This is a genomic window from Nocardiopsis sp. NPDC006832 (genome assembly GCF_040635885.1).
In the GTDB taxonomy this organism is placed as follows: domain Bacteria; phylum Actinomycetota; class Actinomycetes; order Streptosporangiales; family Streptosporangiaceae; genus Nocardiopsis.
Genome location: NZ_JBEYLC010000094.1, coordinates 1 through 16,120, shown reverse-complemented (window position 1 = coordinate 16,120; position 16,120 = coordinate 1). Strand labels below are relative to the sequence as shown.

General features: G+C 68.7%; 15 protein-coding genes and 1 pseudogene. 11 read left to right on the top strand and 5 right to left on the bottom strand.

Annotated features, from left to right (window positions below):
• Positions 1-430 precede the first annotated feature (430 nt).
• From ABZ717_RS27060 to ABZ717_RS27050, 3 genes are all read right to left on the bottom strand, one after another.
• Positions 431-1,762, bottom strand: coding sequence for a UDP-glucose/GDP-mannose dehydrogenase family protein (locus ABZ717_RS27060; RefSeq protein WP_358515585.1), 1,332 nt, complete (start codon positions 1,760-1,762; stop codon positions 431-433).
• A gap of 262 nt (positions 1,763-2,024) precedes the next feature.
• Positions 2,025-2,696, bottom strand: a complete 672-nt coding sequence (locus ABZ717_RS27055) for a YIP1 family protein (protein ID WP_358515582.1) — start codon at positions 2,694-2,696, stop codon at positions 2,025-2,027.
• Between the two features lie 48 nt (positions 2,697-2,744).
• Positions 2,745-4,250, bottom strand: coding sequence for an LCP family protein (locus ABZ717_RS27050; RefSeq protein ID WP_358515580.1), 1,506 nt, complete (start codon positions 4,248-4,250; stop codon positions 2,745-2,747).
• A 283-nt stretch (positions 4,251-4,533) separates the two neighbouring features.
• On the opposite strand from ABZ717_RS27050, the gene ABZ717_RS27045 reads away from it, so the two are divergent.
• Both ABZ717_RS27045 and ABZ717_RS27040 read left to right on the top strand, forming a co-directional pair.
• Positions 4,534-5,529 (top strand): glycosyltransferase family 2 protein, encoded by a 996-nt coding sequence (locus tag ABZ717_RS27045; RefSeq protein WP_358515577.1) that lies wholly within the window; start codon positions 4,534-4,536, stop codon positions 5,527-5,529.
• A gap of 79 nt (positions 5,530-5,608) precedes the next feature.
• On the top strand, positions 5,609-6,673 hold the full coding sequence (locus tag ABZ717_RS27040; protein ID WP_358515574.1) for a DUF4429 domain-containing protein: 1,065 nt from the start codon (positions 5,609-5,611) through the stop codon (positions 6,671-6,673).
• Between the two features lie 3 nt (positions 6,674-6,676).
• Here the strand turns inward: ABZ717_RS27040 and ABZ717_RS27035 are convergent, their stop codons facing one another.
• The gene (locus tag ABZ717_RS27035; RefSeq protein WP_358515571.1) at positions 6,677-7,441 is read right to left on the bottom strand and encodes a glycerophosphodiester phosphodiesterase; all 765 of its coding nucleotides are present in this window, start codon (positions 7,439-7,441) and stop codon (positions 6,677-6,679) included.
• The gene (locus ABZ717_RS27030) at positions 7,438-8,208 is read right to left on the bottom strand and encodes an IspD/TarI family cytidylyltransferase (protein ID WP_358515568.1); all 771 of its coding nucleotides are present in this window, start codon (positions 8,206-8,208) and stop codon (positions 7,438-7,440) included. Before ABZ717_RS27030 ends, ABZ717_RS27035 begins: the two co-directional genes overlap by 4 nt.
• Positions 8,209-8,566: 358 nt before the next feature.
• Here ABZ717_RS27030 and ABZ717_RS27025 point away from each other — a divergent pair, with 358 nt between their 5' ends.
• The 9 genes and pseudogenes from ABZ717_RS27025 to ABZ717_RS26985 form a co-directional block, all read left to right on the top strand.
• Entirely contained in the window at positions 8,567-9,409 is an 843-nt protein-coding gene (locus ABZ717_RS27025) for an ABC transporter permease (protein WP_358515566.1), read from the top strand.
• Positions 9,409-10,380, top strand: coding sequence for an ABC transporter ATP-binding protein (locus ABZ717_RS27020; protein ID WP_358515563.1), 972 nt, complete (start codon positions 9,409-9,411; stop codon positions 10,378-10,380). Before ABZ717_RS27025 ends, ABZ717_RS27020 begins: the two co-directional genes overlap by 1 nt.
• Before the next feature lie 200 nt (positions 10,381-10,580).
• Positions 10,581-11,339 carry a hypothetical protein gene (locus tag ABZ717_RS27015; protein WP_358515560.1) on the top strand — a complete coding sequence of 253 codons (759 nt, stop codon included), beginning with the start codon at positions 10,581-10,583 and terminating at the stop codon, positions 11,337-11,339.
• Positions 11,340-11,416: 77 nt separating this feature from the next.
• Complete coding sequence (locus ABZ717_RS27010; protein WP_358515558.1) at positions 11,417-12,103, top strand: DUF5941 domain-containing protein; 687 nt, start codon at positions 11,417-11,419, stop codon at positions 12,101-12,103.
• 33 nt (positions 12,104-12,136) lie between these two features.
• Positions 12,137-12,868 carry a phosphocholine cytidylyltransferase family protein gene (locus ABZ717_RS27005; RefSeq protein WP_358515556.1) on the top strand — a complete coding sequence of 244 codons (732 nt, stop codon included), beginning with the start codon at positions 12,137-12,139 and terminating at the stop codon, positions 12,866-12,868.
• 5 nt (positions 12,869-12,873) lie between these two features.
• A complete protein-coding gene (locus ABZ717_RS27000; RefSeq protein ID WP_358515554.1) occupies positions 12,874-13,923 on the top strand; it encodes an iron-containing alcohol dehydrogenase family protein in 1,050 nt (349 codons plus the stop codon).
• Entirely contained in the window at positions 13,901-14,671 is a 771-nt protein-coding gene (locus ABZ717_RS26995) for a CDP-alcohol phosphatidyltransferase family protein (RefSeq protein WP_358515552.1), read from the top strand. The genes ABZ717_RS27000 and ABZ717_RS26995 overlap by 23 nt, the downstream gene beginning before the upstream one ends.
• A 310-nt stretch (positions 14,672-14,981) precedes the next feature.
• Positions 14,982-15,812, top strand: a complete 831-nt coding sequence (locus tag ABZ717_RS26990; RefSeq protein WP_358515549.1) for a glycosyltransferase — start codon at positions 14,982-14,984, stop codon at positions 15,810-15,812.
• Between the two features lie 217 nt (positions 15,813-16,029).
• Positions 16,030-16,120: pseudogene (locus ABZ717_RS26985) on the top strand (aminotransferase class III-fold pyridoxal phosphate-dependent enzyme); the annotation flags it as partial.

Genomic DNA, 16,120 nt, shown 5'->3' with positions numbered 1-16,120 from the left:
GGTGCGGGCGGCAACAATCACGCGGCGGGGAAGGAGGGAGAACCCACCCGAGCAACGCCCAACAACCCCCAGAGCCAGAAACCTGAGGCGCCCCACCAACCACCCCACACCCGCCCCGTAAACCGGCAGATTCTCTACCTCAGGCGTCCCACCCACACACCAAAAGGACGACCACCAACCGCCTGGTCAGCCGCCGGCGCTGGAGACACGGACCAGGGCGCGCACCGCGCACCGTGCTCGCAGCCTCGCAGCCTCGCAGCCTCGCAGCCCGGCGCGGTCACCGAACTCCTCGAAACCTCTGATGCGATCCAGCGGAGATCGGGCTACAGACCGTCTGCGATCTGGCTGCGGATGAGCGGGCTTCGGGTGGTCCGAACATGCGAACGGCCGTCCCGTGACTCGGGACGGCCGTTCAGCGTATGGATGGTTCCTACTGGCGACCTAGCGCCCGGTAGGTCCAGCCGGAAGCGCGCCAGTACGTGGGGTCCAGCGCGTTGCGCCCGTCCACGATCCGCTTCTGGGACACGACCTCGCCCATCTCGTCGGGGTTGGCATCCTTGAACTCCGCCCACTCGGTGAGCAGCAGGACCACGTCCGCGTCGCGTGTGGCGTCCAGCATGGAGTCGGCGTAGTTCAGCTCCGGGAACGCCTCACGGGCGCGCTCCAGGGCCTGGGGGTCGTACACCGTCACGTGCGCGCCCAGGGAGGCGATGGTCGAGGCCACGTCCAGCGCGGGCGAGTCGCGGATGTCGTCGGAGTTCGGCTTGAAGGCCGCGCCCAGCACCGCCACGGTGCGCCCGGCGAAGTTTCCGCCGATCAGCTGGCGGGCGATGTCGATGGTGCGGGCCCGGCGACGCTGGTTGATCGCGTCCACCTCGCGCAGGAACGACAGCGCGGGCTCGACGCCCAGCTCGTCGGCGCGGGCCATGAAGGCGCGAATGTCCTTGGGCAGACAGCCACCACCGAAGCCCAGGCCGGGGCCGAGGAACTTGCCGCCGATGCGGTCGTCGTAGGACAGCGCCTCGGCGAGCTGGATGACGTCGGCGCCCGCGACCTCGGACACCTCGGCCATCGCGTTGATGAAGGAGATCTTCGTGGCGAGGAAGGCGTTGGCCGAGACCTTGACCAGCTCGGCGGTCTGCAGGTCGGTGACCAGGAACGGGGTGCCGTCGTCCACCTGTTGCTGCCACAGGGCGCGGACGGCCTTCTCGACTCGGGGGGACTCGGTGCCGATCACGATGCGGTTGGGGTGCAGGGTGTCCTCCACCCCGAAGCCCTCGCGGAGGAACTCCGGGCTCCAACCGAGCTCGGCCTCCTCGCCCACCGGGGCGAGCGCGGCGAGGCGGGCGGCCAGGGTGGCGGCGGTGCCCACCGGGACGGTGGAGCGACCCACGACCACGGTCGGTCGGGTCAGGTACGGGGCGAGGTTGTCCACCGCCGAGTTCACGTAGCGCAGGTCGGCGGCGCCGGACTCGTCACGCTGGGGGGTGCCCACACAGATCAGGTGCAGGTCCGCGAACTCGGCGGCCTCGGCGAAGCTCGTGGTGAAACGCAGCCGACCGGTCTTCAGGTTGGCCTTCAGTAGCTCGTCGAGACCGGGCTCGTAGAAGGGGACCTTGCCGGAACGGAGCATGTCGACCTTGGCTTCGTCGACGTCCAGGCCCAGGACCTCGAAGCCCATCTCGGCCAGGCAGGCGGCCGTCGTGGCGCCGAGGTAGCCGGTCCCGATGACGCAGACCCGCATACGTTCCGCTTCGACCACTGGGTGTTCCTTCCTTGCTTCCGCGCGCGCCTGGTATTGGTTGTTCCCGCTCTCGGCGGTCGACATCCCTCACGGGGGCGGATAACGGACATGGTTCGGCCGACGATGGTGCCGGGGCGGCATCACCCTACGCGCAGGGCCGTGGCGTCCGACCCAACTGCACGTGAACAGTCAGGCGGACAGATTACCGGTGGGTGGTGAGATGTCGGTACGAGGGGATCGATGAGGGGACGTCCCGCCCCCGTGAAGTGGGACGTTCGGATCAACGGCTCCGGTCGTCGTCCAGTGGGGTCCACACCGCGCCGCTCTCACCGCGACGGAACGGCGTCGTGGTCTTGCCGGAATCGTCGTACCGGCGTACGGGGGAGGCGGGTGGAGGAACGTCGGGCACGGTGTCGCCGACCGGACCTCCGTCGTTCCACCGCTCTTCCACGGTCTCGCCCGGCTCGGGCCCGACCTCGTCGACCGGCGCCGAGCGATACCGGTCGCGGCTCGCGCTCGCCACCACTCGATCGCCGGGAACGGGGCCCAGGTCCTCGGCCGCGCGCCAGCGGGTGGGCAGGGTCGCCGAACCCAGGAGCAGCACGCCCAGGGGCAGGGCGATGCCGAGTCCGGCCCCGCTCGGGTAAAGGAACGTCTCCTCGTTGAGCCAGGAGAGCGCGGAGGTCAGCGTCTCGGGGGAGACGATCGGCCACAGACACAGGGCGGTCAGGAGCGCCCCGGAAGTACCGGCCACCAGGGGAGAGCGGCGTGAGGCGACCAGGTAGGCGCCCACGGCACCCACCAGACACAGGACCACCACGGACAACACCGAAGCGACGTCCACCTCACCCTGGGTGATACGGGGGAACAGGTCGGCCGCCCACGCGATCCCCACCCAGATGACGGGGGTCAAGGCGATTCCGGCGAGTAGTCCGACCAGGTGGCGGAGCAAGAGCTTCCCCTTCCCCGAGGGACTTTCGCGGTCCCTCTCCTCACAAGGCTACGTGCAGATGTTCTCTTTGGCGGTGGTGATGGCGGTTCCGTCCTCCGTGGTCGGTTCCTGCGGTTCCTCTTCCGCCACCGCGCCTTCCACCGGAGCGGGCGGTTCGAACGTCGTGTGGTTGAAACCGATCACGACCTGCAGGTCGCCCTCCAGGGTCTGGTCCTCGACCGTCTCCGAACCCGGCAGCATCTCCGCCATGTACGCGGCGAGCTCCTCGTCCTTCGGTCCGTACCGGACCTCTGTCGTCGGCACGCTCCGGTCGCTCCAGTTCTCGGCCTCGTCGGTGACGTCGAACCCGGCCTCGGCGAACTGGTTGTCCATTCGGGCGCCCAGGCCCGGGGTGGCGGTGCCGTTGAACACGCGGACCCGGACGTCGCCGGGGACGGGCTCGGCGTTCTCCTGGGCCGACTCCTCGGCCTCGGGTTCGTTCAACGGGCGGTCGGCGTTGATGTCGGCGAACATCTCCCGTGCCGCGGGCTCGTCCCACAGCAGGGCGACGTCACCGCGCGGTGTCCAGTGGTCCATGTCCGAGATCGGCACCTGCGCGAAGGTCACGTTGCTCAGGTCCATTTCGCGCATCTGGTACGCCAGGTCGTTGATGGCGCTGGTGTCCATCCCCTCGTCCACGGTCACCGAGGACAGGGAGCTGTCCAGGAACGCGGTGAGCTTGCCCGGGTCCGAGAGGGTCTGGCTGCTCAGCGCCTTGTCGAACATGGCCGACAGCACCTGCTGTTGGCGGTCGATCCGGTCCAGGTCGCCTCGGGCGGTGGCTCGGGTCCGGGCGAACGCCAGGGCGTCGGCCCCGCCCACCTGGTGGGTGCCCGCCTCCATGTTCAGGTGCGCCTTGGGGTCGTCGATGGCCTCGGGCAGGCACACCTCGATGCCGTCCAGGGCGTCCACCACGTCCACGAATCCGTTGAAGTCCACCTCGACGTAGTGGTCGATGCGCACCCCCGTCGTCGACTCCACGGTCTGGACCGCGAGTTGAGGGCCGCCGAAGGCGTAGGCGGCGTTGATCTTGTCCTCGCCCTCGCCGGGGATGTCCACCCACAGGTCGCGGGGGATACCGACCACGGTGAGGTGGTCGCGCTCGTGGTTGAGGCGCACCAGCATGATCGTGTCGGATCGCTGTCCGGGGGTGGAACCGACGCTGAGCGCGTTCTGATCCTCTGAGTTCATCTCGTCGCGACTGTCGGAACCGATGACGAGGAAGGTCAGACCACCGGTCTCCTCGGGGCGGTCGTCGTCGGCCATCCCGCTGAACACGTCGAAGCGGTTCAGCGAACCCGACATCCACCCGGTGATCGCCCACGAGGTGCCGGAGGCCAGCAGGACCAGCACCGAGAGGACACTCATCACGAGCAGACCGTTGCGGCGCCGCCGGACCGTCGCGCTGGGCACGGTGATCCGCCCGGAACGCTTTGAACGGTCGGGTGGCACAGGGGAGGAACGCTCACGTCGGAACTCGCCCGTTGATCCGTGCCGTCCGGCGTCGTCGCTCATCGGCATCCCCGTCCCACCCGTTCAACGGTGTCCTCGACACACCTAGGTTGTCACCCGATCGGCCGAAGGGGGCCGGATGTCGGCCCCCGGCGTGTTGCCCCCCTATGTTTCGAGACCGGAAGAGGCCGATCGGTTCTGTCGTTTCGTGTGAATCATCTCGGGTGTCAAGCCGTGACGGTGGAGACGGGTCGTCCGGCCGGTGGCCCCGGTGCAGTACCGTTGACGGCGCGTACATCCTCTCTTCGTGCGCGTTTCCGACACGTCTTGATCCAGGGAAGTGCCCGTGTCCTGGCCGCCTGTCTCCGTCGTCATGCCTGTTCTGAACGAAGAACGCCACCTCGCCGCCGCGGTGGAACACGTCCTCGCCCAGGAGTACCCGGGCGAGCTCGAGGTCGTCCTGGGGGTCGGTCCCTCCAAGGACCGCACGCGTGAGGTCGCCGACGACCTCGCCGCGGCGGATCCCCGCGTCAAGGTGGTGGACAATCCCACCGGTAAGACCCCGGCCGCCCTCAACGCCGCCATCGGCGCCTCCTCGCACGACGTCGTCGCGCGCATCGACGGCCACGCGATGATGCCCTCGGACTATCTCCGGGTGGCCGTGGAGACCCTCGATGAGACCGGCGCCGACAACGTCGGCGGCATCATGGCCGCCGAGGGCACCACCCCCTGGGAGAAGGCCGTGGCCGCCGCCATGACCTCCAAGGTCGGGGTCGGCAACGCCCGCTTCCACACCGGTGGTGAGGGCGGCCCCGCCGATACCGTCTACCTCGGTGTGTTCCGCCGATCCGCGCTGGAGCGTGTCGGCGGGTACGACGAGGCGTTCCTGCGGGCGCAGGACTGGGAGATGAACCACCGCATCCGCACGACCGGCGGCACCGTCTGGTTCCAGCCTCGGATGCAGGTCTCCTACCGTCCGCGCCGCAACGTCAAGCTGCTCGCCAAGCAGTACTTCCACTACGGCCGGTGGCGGCGTGTGGTCGCCCGCCAGCACAAGGGCACCATCAACCTCCGTTACCTCGCGCCGCCGGTGGCCGTGGCCGGGATCGGCGTCGGATTTCTCGGCGGTTTCCTGTTCTGGCCGCTGTGGCTGGTCCCCGCCGCCTACCTGGCCTTGATCACCGCCGCGTCGGTGCCGCTCACCCGGGGGCGGCCGGCCTCGTCGTGGCCGCTCATCCCGCTGGCGCTCGCCACCATGCACATGTCGTGGGGCGTCGGGTTCATCACGAGCCCGTCGAAGCTGGGCGCCGACTCGCGGACCGCTCAGACCTCCCACTCCTGAACTCGGGATCCGAGAAGCGGTCTCCCATCGGAGCTCCGGTTCTGCTAGCAAGAAAGGTAGGAGAACCGGAGAGGGAGCCATGGACGAGTTGCGCGGAGACCAGGCCGTGTGGGTGTTCGACAGCGAGACTGTCCGCATCCGCTTCGAGACCAAGGGCTGGTTCAAGAGCCCGCTGTTCAAACTCCTGGGTACCCTCGACCTTCCGGTCGGGCTCGTCCGCGACGTCGACTTCCGCCCGGGTGCGGGGCGGAAGAAGGGCTGGGTCCTCAACCTGCGGATGCGTGACCGCATGGACCCCTACTCCACCGTCGGCGCGATGCTCGACGAGAAGTTCCAGCCCTTCCGGCTGACCGGCCCGGCCAAGACCGAGCTGGTCGCCGAGTACCTGGCCGACCAGCTCCGCTTCGCCGCCGGGCAGGCCCGTGAACCCGAGCCCCGCGCGGTGCTGTCCCTGGTCCCACCCCAGCCCCTGCACGTGCTCACCTCCGAGGGGACCGCCCGCTTCGAGGACGACCGACTCTCCCTGGTGTGGTCGGGTGGCTACGCCGGTGGCTACAAGAAGAAGAAACAGCGCCGCGAGTTCGACCTGGCCGAGATCGACGGCATGGAGTGGGCACCGGTCGACGACTGGGGCTGGGGCTTCGTCCGCGTGCTGGGTCGGGGAAAGTCCGCCGACGCCAAACCCAAGACCGACCTCAACGTGTTGCGTGCCGGGGACGAGGGCAACGAGATCCACCAGGCCTTCCTGTTGGCCGCCACGGTCACCGCCCACCGGTGGGCGCACGAGGGCACGGCCCGGGCGGCCATCGGTGCCGGCGAAGACGAGCAGACCCCGCCGGTGGGTTTCGACGACCCCGAATGGTGGAAGCGGACCGCCCGGAGCGCCGTGGACGCCCTGCGCGGGCCACAGATCACCCTGAACCTCCCCGGCGGAAGGGGAGCGGAGACGTCGGACGGCGACTCCTCCGTCGAGATCGCCGAGGCCGGCCAGGACGCCCCGGTGGGCCTCGGCGAGCCCGCACCACGGGCCGACACCGCGTGGATCTTCGAGCAGATCGAACGCCTCGGCGACCTGCACGCCAAGGGCCTGCTCACCGACGAGGAGTTCGGCACCAAGAAGGCCGAACTCCTCGACCGGATCTGAGCTTCAATCGCGCGATTCCTTGAGGGCGGTCACCGCACCGGACACGTCGTCCACCACGACCGCGTCCATGCCGGCCGCGGCGAAGCGCGCCGCGTCGACCGGGTCCGGGCACCAGGACATGATCTCCAGCCCGGCGCGGTGCGCGGTCTCGACCGTGTACTCCAGTGGACGTCGCCCCGGCTTGGGCTCCTCGTCGCTCAATCCCAGGGCACGGGCGTCCACCGCCACGATCGGGCACCCCAGCCCCACGGCACCGGGGATCGCCGAGTCCGCGGGGTTGCGCACGTACGGCATCCAGGCAGTCGGAACCCCGGGGGCCCCTTCCCGCACGGCCAAGAGCAGACCCGGGTCGAACGAACAGACGAACACTCGGCGACGCTCGGCCTCGCGGCGCAGATGGGGCAGGAGCAACGACACGGTTCGCCGTGCCGGCGCGTCCACCGCGTCCTCCATCACCGTCTTGACGTCCACGTCCAGACCGATGTGGCCCGGGATCGCGGAGAGTCCTTCCTCAAGACCCACCAGCCCGGCCTCTCCGCACTCCCCGAGGGTGAGGTCGACGATGGCGCGACCGTCGTCCAGAGCGGCGTTGTGGTAGAGCACCAGGGCGTCGTCACGCGTACGGCGCACGTCGATCTCGATCCAGTCCGCGCCGGTGCGGGCGGCCAGTTCGAACGAGGCCACGGTGTTCTCCCGGGTCCCGTCCACCACTCCTCGGCCCGCGCCCCGGTGCCCGATCACATCGGTGGCCTCGAAGACCCGGCTCACGGCGCCACCTCCGGAATCGGACGCCCCATCGGCGCGGCGTGCGCGCGCATCCGGCGCAACAGCGTCTCTGCGATCTCCACGTCACCCGGGTTCGTCACCTTGATGTTGCTCTCCTCCCCCGGCACGATCCGCACCTCTTCCTCGGGCAGGTACCGCAGCACCACCCCGCAGTCGTCGGTGGCCACCAGGTTCGGGTCCGCCATCGCCAGTTCGTAGGCGCGGCGTGCCACGCCCAAACGGAACCCCTGAGGCGTCTGCATCCGACGCAGGGTGGAACGGTCCGGGGTCTGTTCGATCACCTCGCCGCCGGACCGCCCCGGGGCCACCCGCACCACGGTGTCGGCGCTGGGCACCGCCACCCCGACGGCACCCGCCTCGCCCAGAGCGGACACGCACGCCGCGATGGTCGCCGGTCGGACCAAGGGACGGGCCGCGTCGTGCAGCAACGCCAGGTCGTCGGCGGAGGCGGCCGACATCGCGGTCAACGCCGCGTAGGAGGTGTCCGTTCGAGTCGCTCCACCCGGGAGCACCTTGGACACCTTCGCGAACCCGGCCTCGGCGACCAGGTCCTCGATCCGGCCCACGTACTCGTCCACCATCAACACGACGATCTCGTCCACGTCGGGGCTGGCCTCGAAGGCCGCGATCGAATGTTCGATGATGGGACGCCCCTCCAGCGGCAGGAGCTGCTTGGGGGAGGTCGCGCCCATACGCGCACCGACCCCACCTGCCAGAACCGCCGCGATCACCCGCGGACCTGCGGACATGCTTCCTCCGTGCCTACTCGGGTGCTCGCCGGAGATCGAACGAGGGAACCCGAGGTGGGATGTCGATGCCAGACCCTAACCGACGTCGAAGACGAGAGGTCTGTTCCGGGGTGAACGGCACGTGGTTGACACGGTCTGTCCGATGCAGCGGTAACCTATGGACGCCTGTCGAGCGTGATCGGTCCCTCCCTCCCATCGATTCGGACGTGGAGCCGGGCGTGGTCCGCGGTATCCCCCGACCTTCCGGACAGCCCCCGTTCCGGTCCGGGTACGGGTGGGGCCGTGTCGAAGGCCGGTGCGCACAGGCGAGTTCATAGACGCGACAGTCCGGCACATCTGAACCGGACGATCTCGAACCTTGGAGGTGGCGGTGGCGTCAAGGACGCTGGCCGTCTGGGAGCACCGGAAGGTCGTCGGCCTCCTGGTCCGGCGCGACCTGAAGGTCAAGTACCAGCAATCCGTGCTGGGATACGCCTGGACGATGTTGGAACCCCTCGCTCTGACGTTGGTGTACTTCTTCGTCTTCGGCATCGTGCTCCAGGCGGAACGAGGTATGCCGGAGGGTGTTCCGGGCGGTTACATCCTCTTCCTGGTCGCGGGCATCCTTCCCTGGACCACCTTCGGCGCCATCCTCAGCGAGGCGCCGCGAGCGATGATCACGCACTCGAAGCTGATCACCACCATGAAGGTGCCCCGGGAGATCTTCCCGATGGCCACGGTGGGGACCAAGTTCATCGAGTACGTGCTCACCTGGCCGGTCCTGCTGGTCTTCGTGTTCGCGCTCGGCGGACGCTTCAGCTGGGAGGGCATGCTCTTCTGGTTGCCCCTGGCCATCGTGCTGACCTTCATGTTCGGGTTGGGTGTGACCCTGTTCCTGTCCTCGGTGAACGTGTTGCTCCGTGACGTGGAACGCCTGACTCGTATCCTGACCCGGATTCTGTTCTACGGATCGGCGATCCTGTTCCCGGCGAGCATGGTGCTCCACGCGGACAAGGTCCCCGGCTGGGCGAAGACTCTCTACGAGCTCAACCCGTTGATGGGTATCTTCCAGATGCACCGAACGGTGTGGTTTTCCGGATTCGAGGAACTAACGCCGAGTACCCTCGCGTTGACCTCTGCGGTGGTCGGTTCGATTCTGATGCTGATCATCGGATACTGGACGTTCCGCCGTCTGGAGATGTCCGTTCTGAAGGAGTTGTGATGGCGTCCACTTACGAGGCCGCGGTCGCCGACGGTCCGGTCATCGAGGCCAAGGGTCTCGGTGTGAAGTTCGCGGTGAACCGCCGGCGTAAGCGCAGTCTGCGTGAGATGTTCATCCACGGCAACAAGCGCGACCCCAACGCCGAGGGCGACGATTTCTGGCCTTTGCGGGACGTCTCCTTCGAGGTCGCCAAGGGCGACTGCGTGGGGATCGTCGGCAAGAACGGCACCGGCAAGTCCACCCTGCTCAAGATGATCGCCGGGGTCCTCCTCCCCGACGAGGGCAAGGTGAGCGTGCACGGCAAGGTGGCGCCCCTGCTGGAGTTGCGAGCCGGCTTCAACGACAACCTGACCGGCCGGGAGAACGTGTACCTGGTCGGTTCGCTGCACGGCATGACCGAGAAGCAGATCGACGAACGCTTCGACGAGATCGTCGACTTCGCGGAGATCAAGCCGAAGTTCATCGACACCCCGATCCGGCACTACTCCAGCGGAATGAAGGTGCGGCTGGGCTTCGCGCTCATCTCACAGCTGGAGCACCCGATCATGCTGGTCGACGAGGTGCTCGCGGTGGGCGACAAGGCCTTCAAACGCAAGAGTTACGAGGCCATCGACCGCATGCTCGCCAACGAGCGCACCATGGTCCTGGTCTCGCACAACGAGAGGGACCTGCGCCGCTTCTGCAACCGCGGTCTGTACATCAAGAACGGGGCCCTGGCCCTGGACTCCGACATCGACTCCGCCTTGGCCGCCTACAACGAGGACACCAAGGCCGAGATCGAGGAGCGCAAGAAGAAGGACGCGGCGAAGAAGAAGCGCGCCGAGGCGGCGGCCAAGAAGGCCGAGGCCGAAGCCGGCCCGATCGACGCCGGTGCCACCGCGGCCGACGAACCCAAGCCCGAGGCGGACAAGGCCGACCCGGGTGAGGGTGGCGACGGCAAGGACGGTAAGGACGGCGGGCAGGCCGCCTGACCTGGACCCGAACGCGAATCCCCCACAGGAAAGAGCGCACCACGGATCGTTCCGGAGGTGCGCTCTTTCCTGTGGGGCCTGTCCGAAACGCCGCTCTGCGACTCAAAGGGGCGTATCGGCGTCCTTGAGCGTGTCGGTGATGGATTGTGCACAGAGCGTAGGCGACCGTGACTCTCAGCTGAAACCAGGGGAGCGCGGACATGGCCGAGGGAATCGTGGTGCGGGCGACCGCGCGGATGCTCGAACGCGGGTACGTCACCCGTTCGGGGGTGACCCGCGTCGGCGTCGTGGTCGCGGCCATCGCGGCGGTCTGGTTCAGTCGGGCCGACGTCACGGGGGCGATCGTCGGGTCGCTGTTCCTCGGGCTGGTCCTGTTCTGTGACACGGTCCGCTCGCGCATGCGCTCCCACCGTCGGGACGTCCTCACCCTGTGGACCATCTCCATGACCGTTCGGTTCCGGGAGTACGTGATCTACGTCGGGCTCGCCTTCGGGGCGGCCGCCGCCGGTCACTCCGGCGCCTGGGGGTGGGCGGCCGGTGCGCTCATCGCCCTCGCCCTGCGTGACGCGCTTCTGGTGGCCCGCGCGGCGCCGCCCGCGAGGTGGGCGCCACATCCGCTCGTTCTTCCCGGCCAGCGCCGTCCTGAGGGCCTCCAGGGGGCCTCGGTCCCCAGGCCTCGGGACGGTGGGCGGCCCGCGGGCGCGGGCCACGCGGCCGAGATCGCCCGGGCCGCCGGGATACCGGACACCGAAGAGGGTGGGAGCGCCGTTCCCGCGTCGCCCTCCCTCGCCCTGCTGACCCGCCGGATCATGGCCTTCGAGCAGCCCACGCGCTTCCTGGTCATCGCCGTCGCCGCCACGGCCTGGGACGCCCGGATCGCCTTCATCAGCCTCATCGTCGGCTGTGTCGTCGCGATCACCGGTGAACTCGTCGACCCGAGCTCCGAGGTGCGCCGGTGAACGGGGAGAGACCGATGGGGGAGAGACCGACGGACGGTCTCCCGGTGGTCGAACGGGATGCCCGGGGATGTGACCTTTTGGGACCGATCGTTCTCGACCTGCGTTTTCTTCGTGATGACGGTCACATGGGCAGGCTTCTGGGCAGGTTGGCGCCAGGGATCGCACCACCGCTGTTCACGGCCGTCGCCGGTGCCATCATCGTGGTGGTCCTACTCCTGGCGGACCAAGGGCGGCTGACAGGCATTACCCTGTGCGCACCGGTCGCGGCCCTGCTACTGTCCGGTTTGGCCGCCGGCCACCCCCATAATGGGCGGTTCGACCGGTTCGTACCACCCATCCTGCGGGCCACCGAATACGGATACCTGGCAACGCTGGGGCTCGCGTCCGGCGTGCCCGGTCCCCTGGTGTTCGTAGTCTTGGTGACGGTCGCCTGTCACCACCGCGACGATGTCGCACGACCCGCGGTCGGAGTGAACCGACCGTCCGGGACGCGCGCCGCCGCGCTCGGGTGGGACGGCAGGATGCTGGTCATCGCGGCCGGGGGAGCGCTGTCCGCCCTCACACCCGCCTACGGCATACTCGCCGGATACCTGGTGGTCCTACAGGTTCGGGAGGCCGTGCGCACCTGGAGCGCCACTCCGGTGGCCGAAGTGCGTACCGGTTCCGCCGACTCCCTCGGCGGAGAGAGGCAGTGGGGAGATCACCCGATCTCCCCCAACGGAGACGGGGGCCGAACGGCCACCGGAACGAACGGGGAGGCGTGAACGCCTCCTCGACCTAAGGAGGAACTCGCCCTCATGCTCGGAATGGTTCTCGCCGCAGGCGCGGGGCGTCGCCTGCGTCCCTACACCGACACCCTGCCCAAGGCCTTGGTGCCCGTCGATGGCGAGACGACCATCATGGACATCTCGCTGCGCAACCTGGCGGCCGCCGGTCTCACCGACGTCGTCATCGTCGTCGGGTACCGGGCCGAGGCCGTCGAGGAGCGTAAGGCCGCTCTGGAAGAGCGCCACGGCGTCAAGCTCACCCTCAGCTACAACGACAAGGCCGAGGAGTGGAACAACGCCTACTCCCTGTGGACCGCACGTGAGTTCTTCTCCGAGGGCGTCCTCCTGGTCAACGGCGACACCGTGCACCCGGTGAGTGTCGAGGAAACGCTACTCGCCGCCCGGGGACCGGAACTCCTCCTCGCGGTGGACAACGTGAAAAGCCTCGCTGAAGAAGAGATGAAGGTGACCCTCGACGACGACGGCCACCTCCAGAACATCACCAAGCTGATGGACCCCGCCACCGCCGCGGGCGAGTACATCGGCGCCACCCTCATCGAGGGCTCGCTCGACTCCCGCCTGGCCGACGCCCTGAAGGCCACCTGGGAGCGCGACCCGCAGCTCTACTACGAGGACGGCTACCAGGAGCTGGTCCGCCGAGGCGAGAAGATCGCCGTCGCCCCCATCGGCAAGGTGGACTGGGTCGAGGTCGACGACCACGACGACCTGGCCAAGGCGAGGGAGATCGCGTGCCGCTACTAGCACGAATGCTCCCCTCCCCTCTGGCGATCGACGTGCGCCGGGGAGCCATCTCCTCGCTCGGGACGGTGTTGGCCGACCGCCGCATCGCGACCGAGGGACGCATCGCCGTGGCGGTGGGACCGGGTCAGGGCGCACAGATCGCCGCCGACCTGGACCTGCCCCAGTGCGAGGTCTTCCAAGTCGAGGAGGGAACCGTCGACGCGGCGACCGAGCTCGGCCAGAAGCTGCGCTCAGGCGCCTACGAGGCCGTGGCCGGCATCGGCGGCGGCAAGACCATCGACGTCACCAAGTTCGCCGCGACCATGGCGGGCATCCCGATGGTGGCCGTGGCCACCAACCTGGCGCATGACGGCATCGCCTCCCCGGTCAGCTCCCTGGAGCACGAGGGCGGCAAGCCGTCCATCGGCGTGACCATGCCCATCGCGGTCGTCATCGACGTGGACTACGTCCAGGCCGCCCCCGGGCACCTGGTCCGTTCCGGTGTCGGTGACGTGATCAGCAACATCTCCGCGATCGAGGACTGGGAACTCGCGGGCAGGGAGAACGACGAACCGGTCGACGGCATGGCGGTCACCTTCGCCCGCGTGGCGGCGGAGGCGATCCTGCACCGGCCCGACTCCATCGACTCGGACGGGTTCCTCAAGGTCCTGGCCGAAGGTCTGGTGCTGTCCGGTATGGCCATGTCGGTCGCCGGTTCCAGCCGCCCGGCCAGTGGCGCCTGCCACGAGATCCTGCACGCGGTCACCCAGCTCTACCCGGGCAAGGGCAACCACGGGGAACTCGCCGGCCTGGGGACGCTCTTCGCCTCCTACCTGCGGGTCCAGCATCTGGGCTGGCCGGCCGCGCGACTGGACGAGATCCGCTCCTGCCTGCTCCGCCACCAGCTGCCCATCGTGCCCGCCGACGTCGGTCTCACCGAGGCCGAGTTCTCGCGGGCCGTGGCACACGCTCCGGGCACCCGCCCGGGCAGGTTCACGATCCTGGAACACCTGAACCTCTCCGAGGACGAGATCGGGCGGAGTGTCGCGGCCTATGTCGAAGCCGTCGGTCGCTGAGGTCCGCGCGGGCGGCCAGCCCGCGGGGATCAAGGAGCGCGTGAACGAGGAGCACTGGGCGGGGCGTCTCTACATGAGGGACATCTCCCCGTACCTGACCACGTTCTTCGTGCGCCTACGCGTCCCGCCGAACCCCATCACCTACCTGATGATGGTGTTCGGGGTGCTCGCGGGCGTGGTCGTCGCGTTCGGTGGCCTGTGGTCGGCGATCCTCGCCGCCGTGATGGTGCAGATCTACCTGTTGTTGGACTGCTCCGACGGTGAGGTGGCCCGCTACACGGGTCGGACCAGTGTGGCCGGGATCTACCTGGACCGCATCGGTCACTACGTGTCCGAGGTCGCGTTGCTCGTCGGCCTGGGCATCCGTGCCCAGGGCGGGTTCGAGGCCGGGGGCTGGGTCATCCTTGGGATGACCGCCGCGCTCGGTGTCGTACTCATCAAGGCCGAGACCGACAACGTGGTCGTGGCCCGTGCCAAGGCCGGTCTTCCGGAGAAGATCACCGAAGAGGCCATGCGGCCCAAGTCGTCCGGGCTGAGCCTGGCGCGACGCCTGGCCTCCGCGCTCAAGGTCCATCGCCTGATCCAGGCCGTGGAGTTGTCCTTGATCGTGGTGGTGGTGGCCGTGGTCGACCTCTTCCTCGGTGACCTGACGGCGACCAGGGTCCTGGTCGTGGCCTGTGCCGCGGTGGCGGTGCTGATGAGCTTCGCGCACTTCGTGAGCGTGCTCGCCTCCCGACGCCTGGAGTGACGCGTCGATGATGTCCTGACGTAAGCACGGAGCCGTGGACGCTACCCGGTCCACGGCTCCGTACACTTCGTCTTTATTCTATCGTTAGTCTGTTTCTGCGAACGTTGGCATGTGTCCACCTGTCAGCCGCACGTCATCCACTGAACGGTTCGCATCCATGGCCACACCCGTGATCCCACCAGCACAGGACCCCGGCGGTCCTGCCGAACCCGTCGGCCCGGTTCTGCCCGGGGCGCGGAAAGCCCGAGCGCAGGAACGGAGCGGTTCCCAGGTGCCCGGTCGACCCACCCTTTCCTGTGTCCTGCTGACCATGGGCACACGACCCGCCGAACTGCGCCGGGCCATCACCAGCGTGTTCGAGCAGGAGGGTGCCGACGTCGAGGTCGTCGTCGTGAGCAACGGCGCCGACCTGCCCGACCTGCCCGAGGGCGTGGTCACGGTGAACCTACCGGAGAACGTGGGCATCCCCGAGGGGCGTAACCACGGTGTCAAGGCCACCACGGGCGACGTGATCCTGTTCCTGGACGACGATGGCTGGTACCGGTCCATGGACCTGGCCGAGCACGTGCGCGACCGGTTCGGCTCCGAGCCTTCCCTGGGCGCCCTGTCGTTTCGGATCGCCGACCCCGACGGCGGCCCCGACCAGCGCAGGCACGTGCCGCGACTGCGGGTCGGTGACTCCCGCAAGTCCAGTGTGGTCACCACGTTCCTGGGTGGCGCGTGCGCCATCCGTCGCACCGCCTTCGACAAGGGCGGCGGTCTGCCGGGCGACTTCTTCTACGCCCACGAGGAGACCGACCTGGCCTGGCGGATCATGGACGCCGGGTACGGCATCGAGTACGACGCCGACGCAGTGATGTACCACCCCGCGGTGACGCCGACCCGGCACGAGAACTTCTACCGGCTCAACGCCCGCAATCGGGTGTGGCTGGCCCGACGCAACCTTCCCTGGCCGTTGGCGTTCGCCTACCTCGGCACCTGGATGGGCCTGACGGTGCTCCGGGAGCGTGACAGGAGCGCGCTCGGCGCGTGGTTCGGTGGTTTCCGCGAGGGTTGGCGTGAGGACGCCGGCCCCCGAACCCCGATCAGCTGGGCGACCGCCTGGCGGATGACCCGCGCGGGTCGCCCACCGATCATCTGAATCCGCCTCGACCCCCTGGGAACCTCGATGATGGCCGTGAGCTCACTCCTGCTGATCGCGTTGTTCTTCGTGCTCGTCGTCATCGTCGCGGTGGTCGTCGTGGTGGTGGTCGTCGTGAGCCGTGGCAAGGGTTCCCAGAGGCCGCCGGGGCCGTACGGCTACGGCCCGCCGCCGCACCGGCAGTGGCCCGGCCGGCACCCCGGAGCCCCCGGCCCCCGGCGTACGCGCCCTGTGCGATCGCACCGGAGCCGCCTTCGTCCTCGACGAGATCCAGAGCGGCATCGGCCGCACCGGCGCGTGGTTCGCCC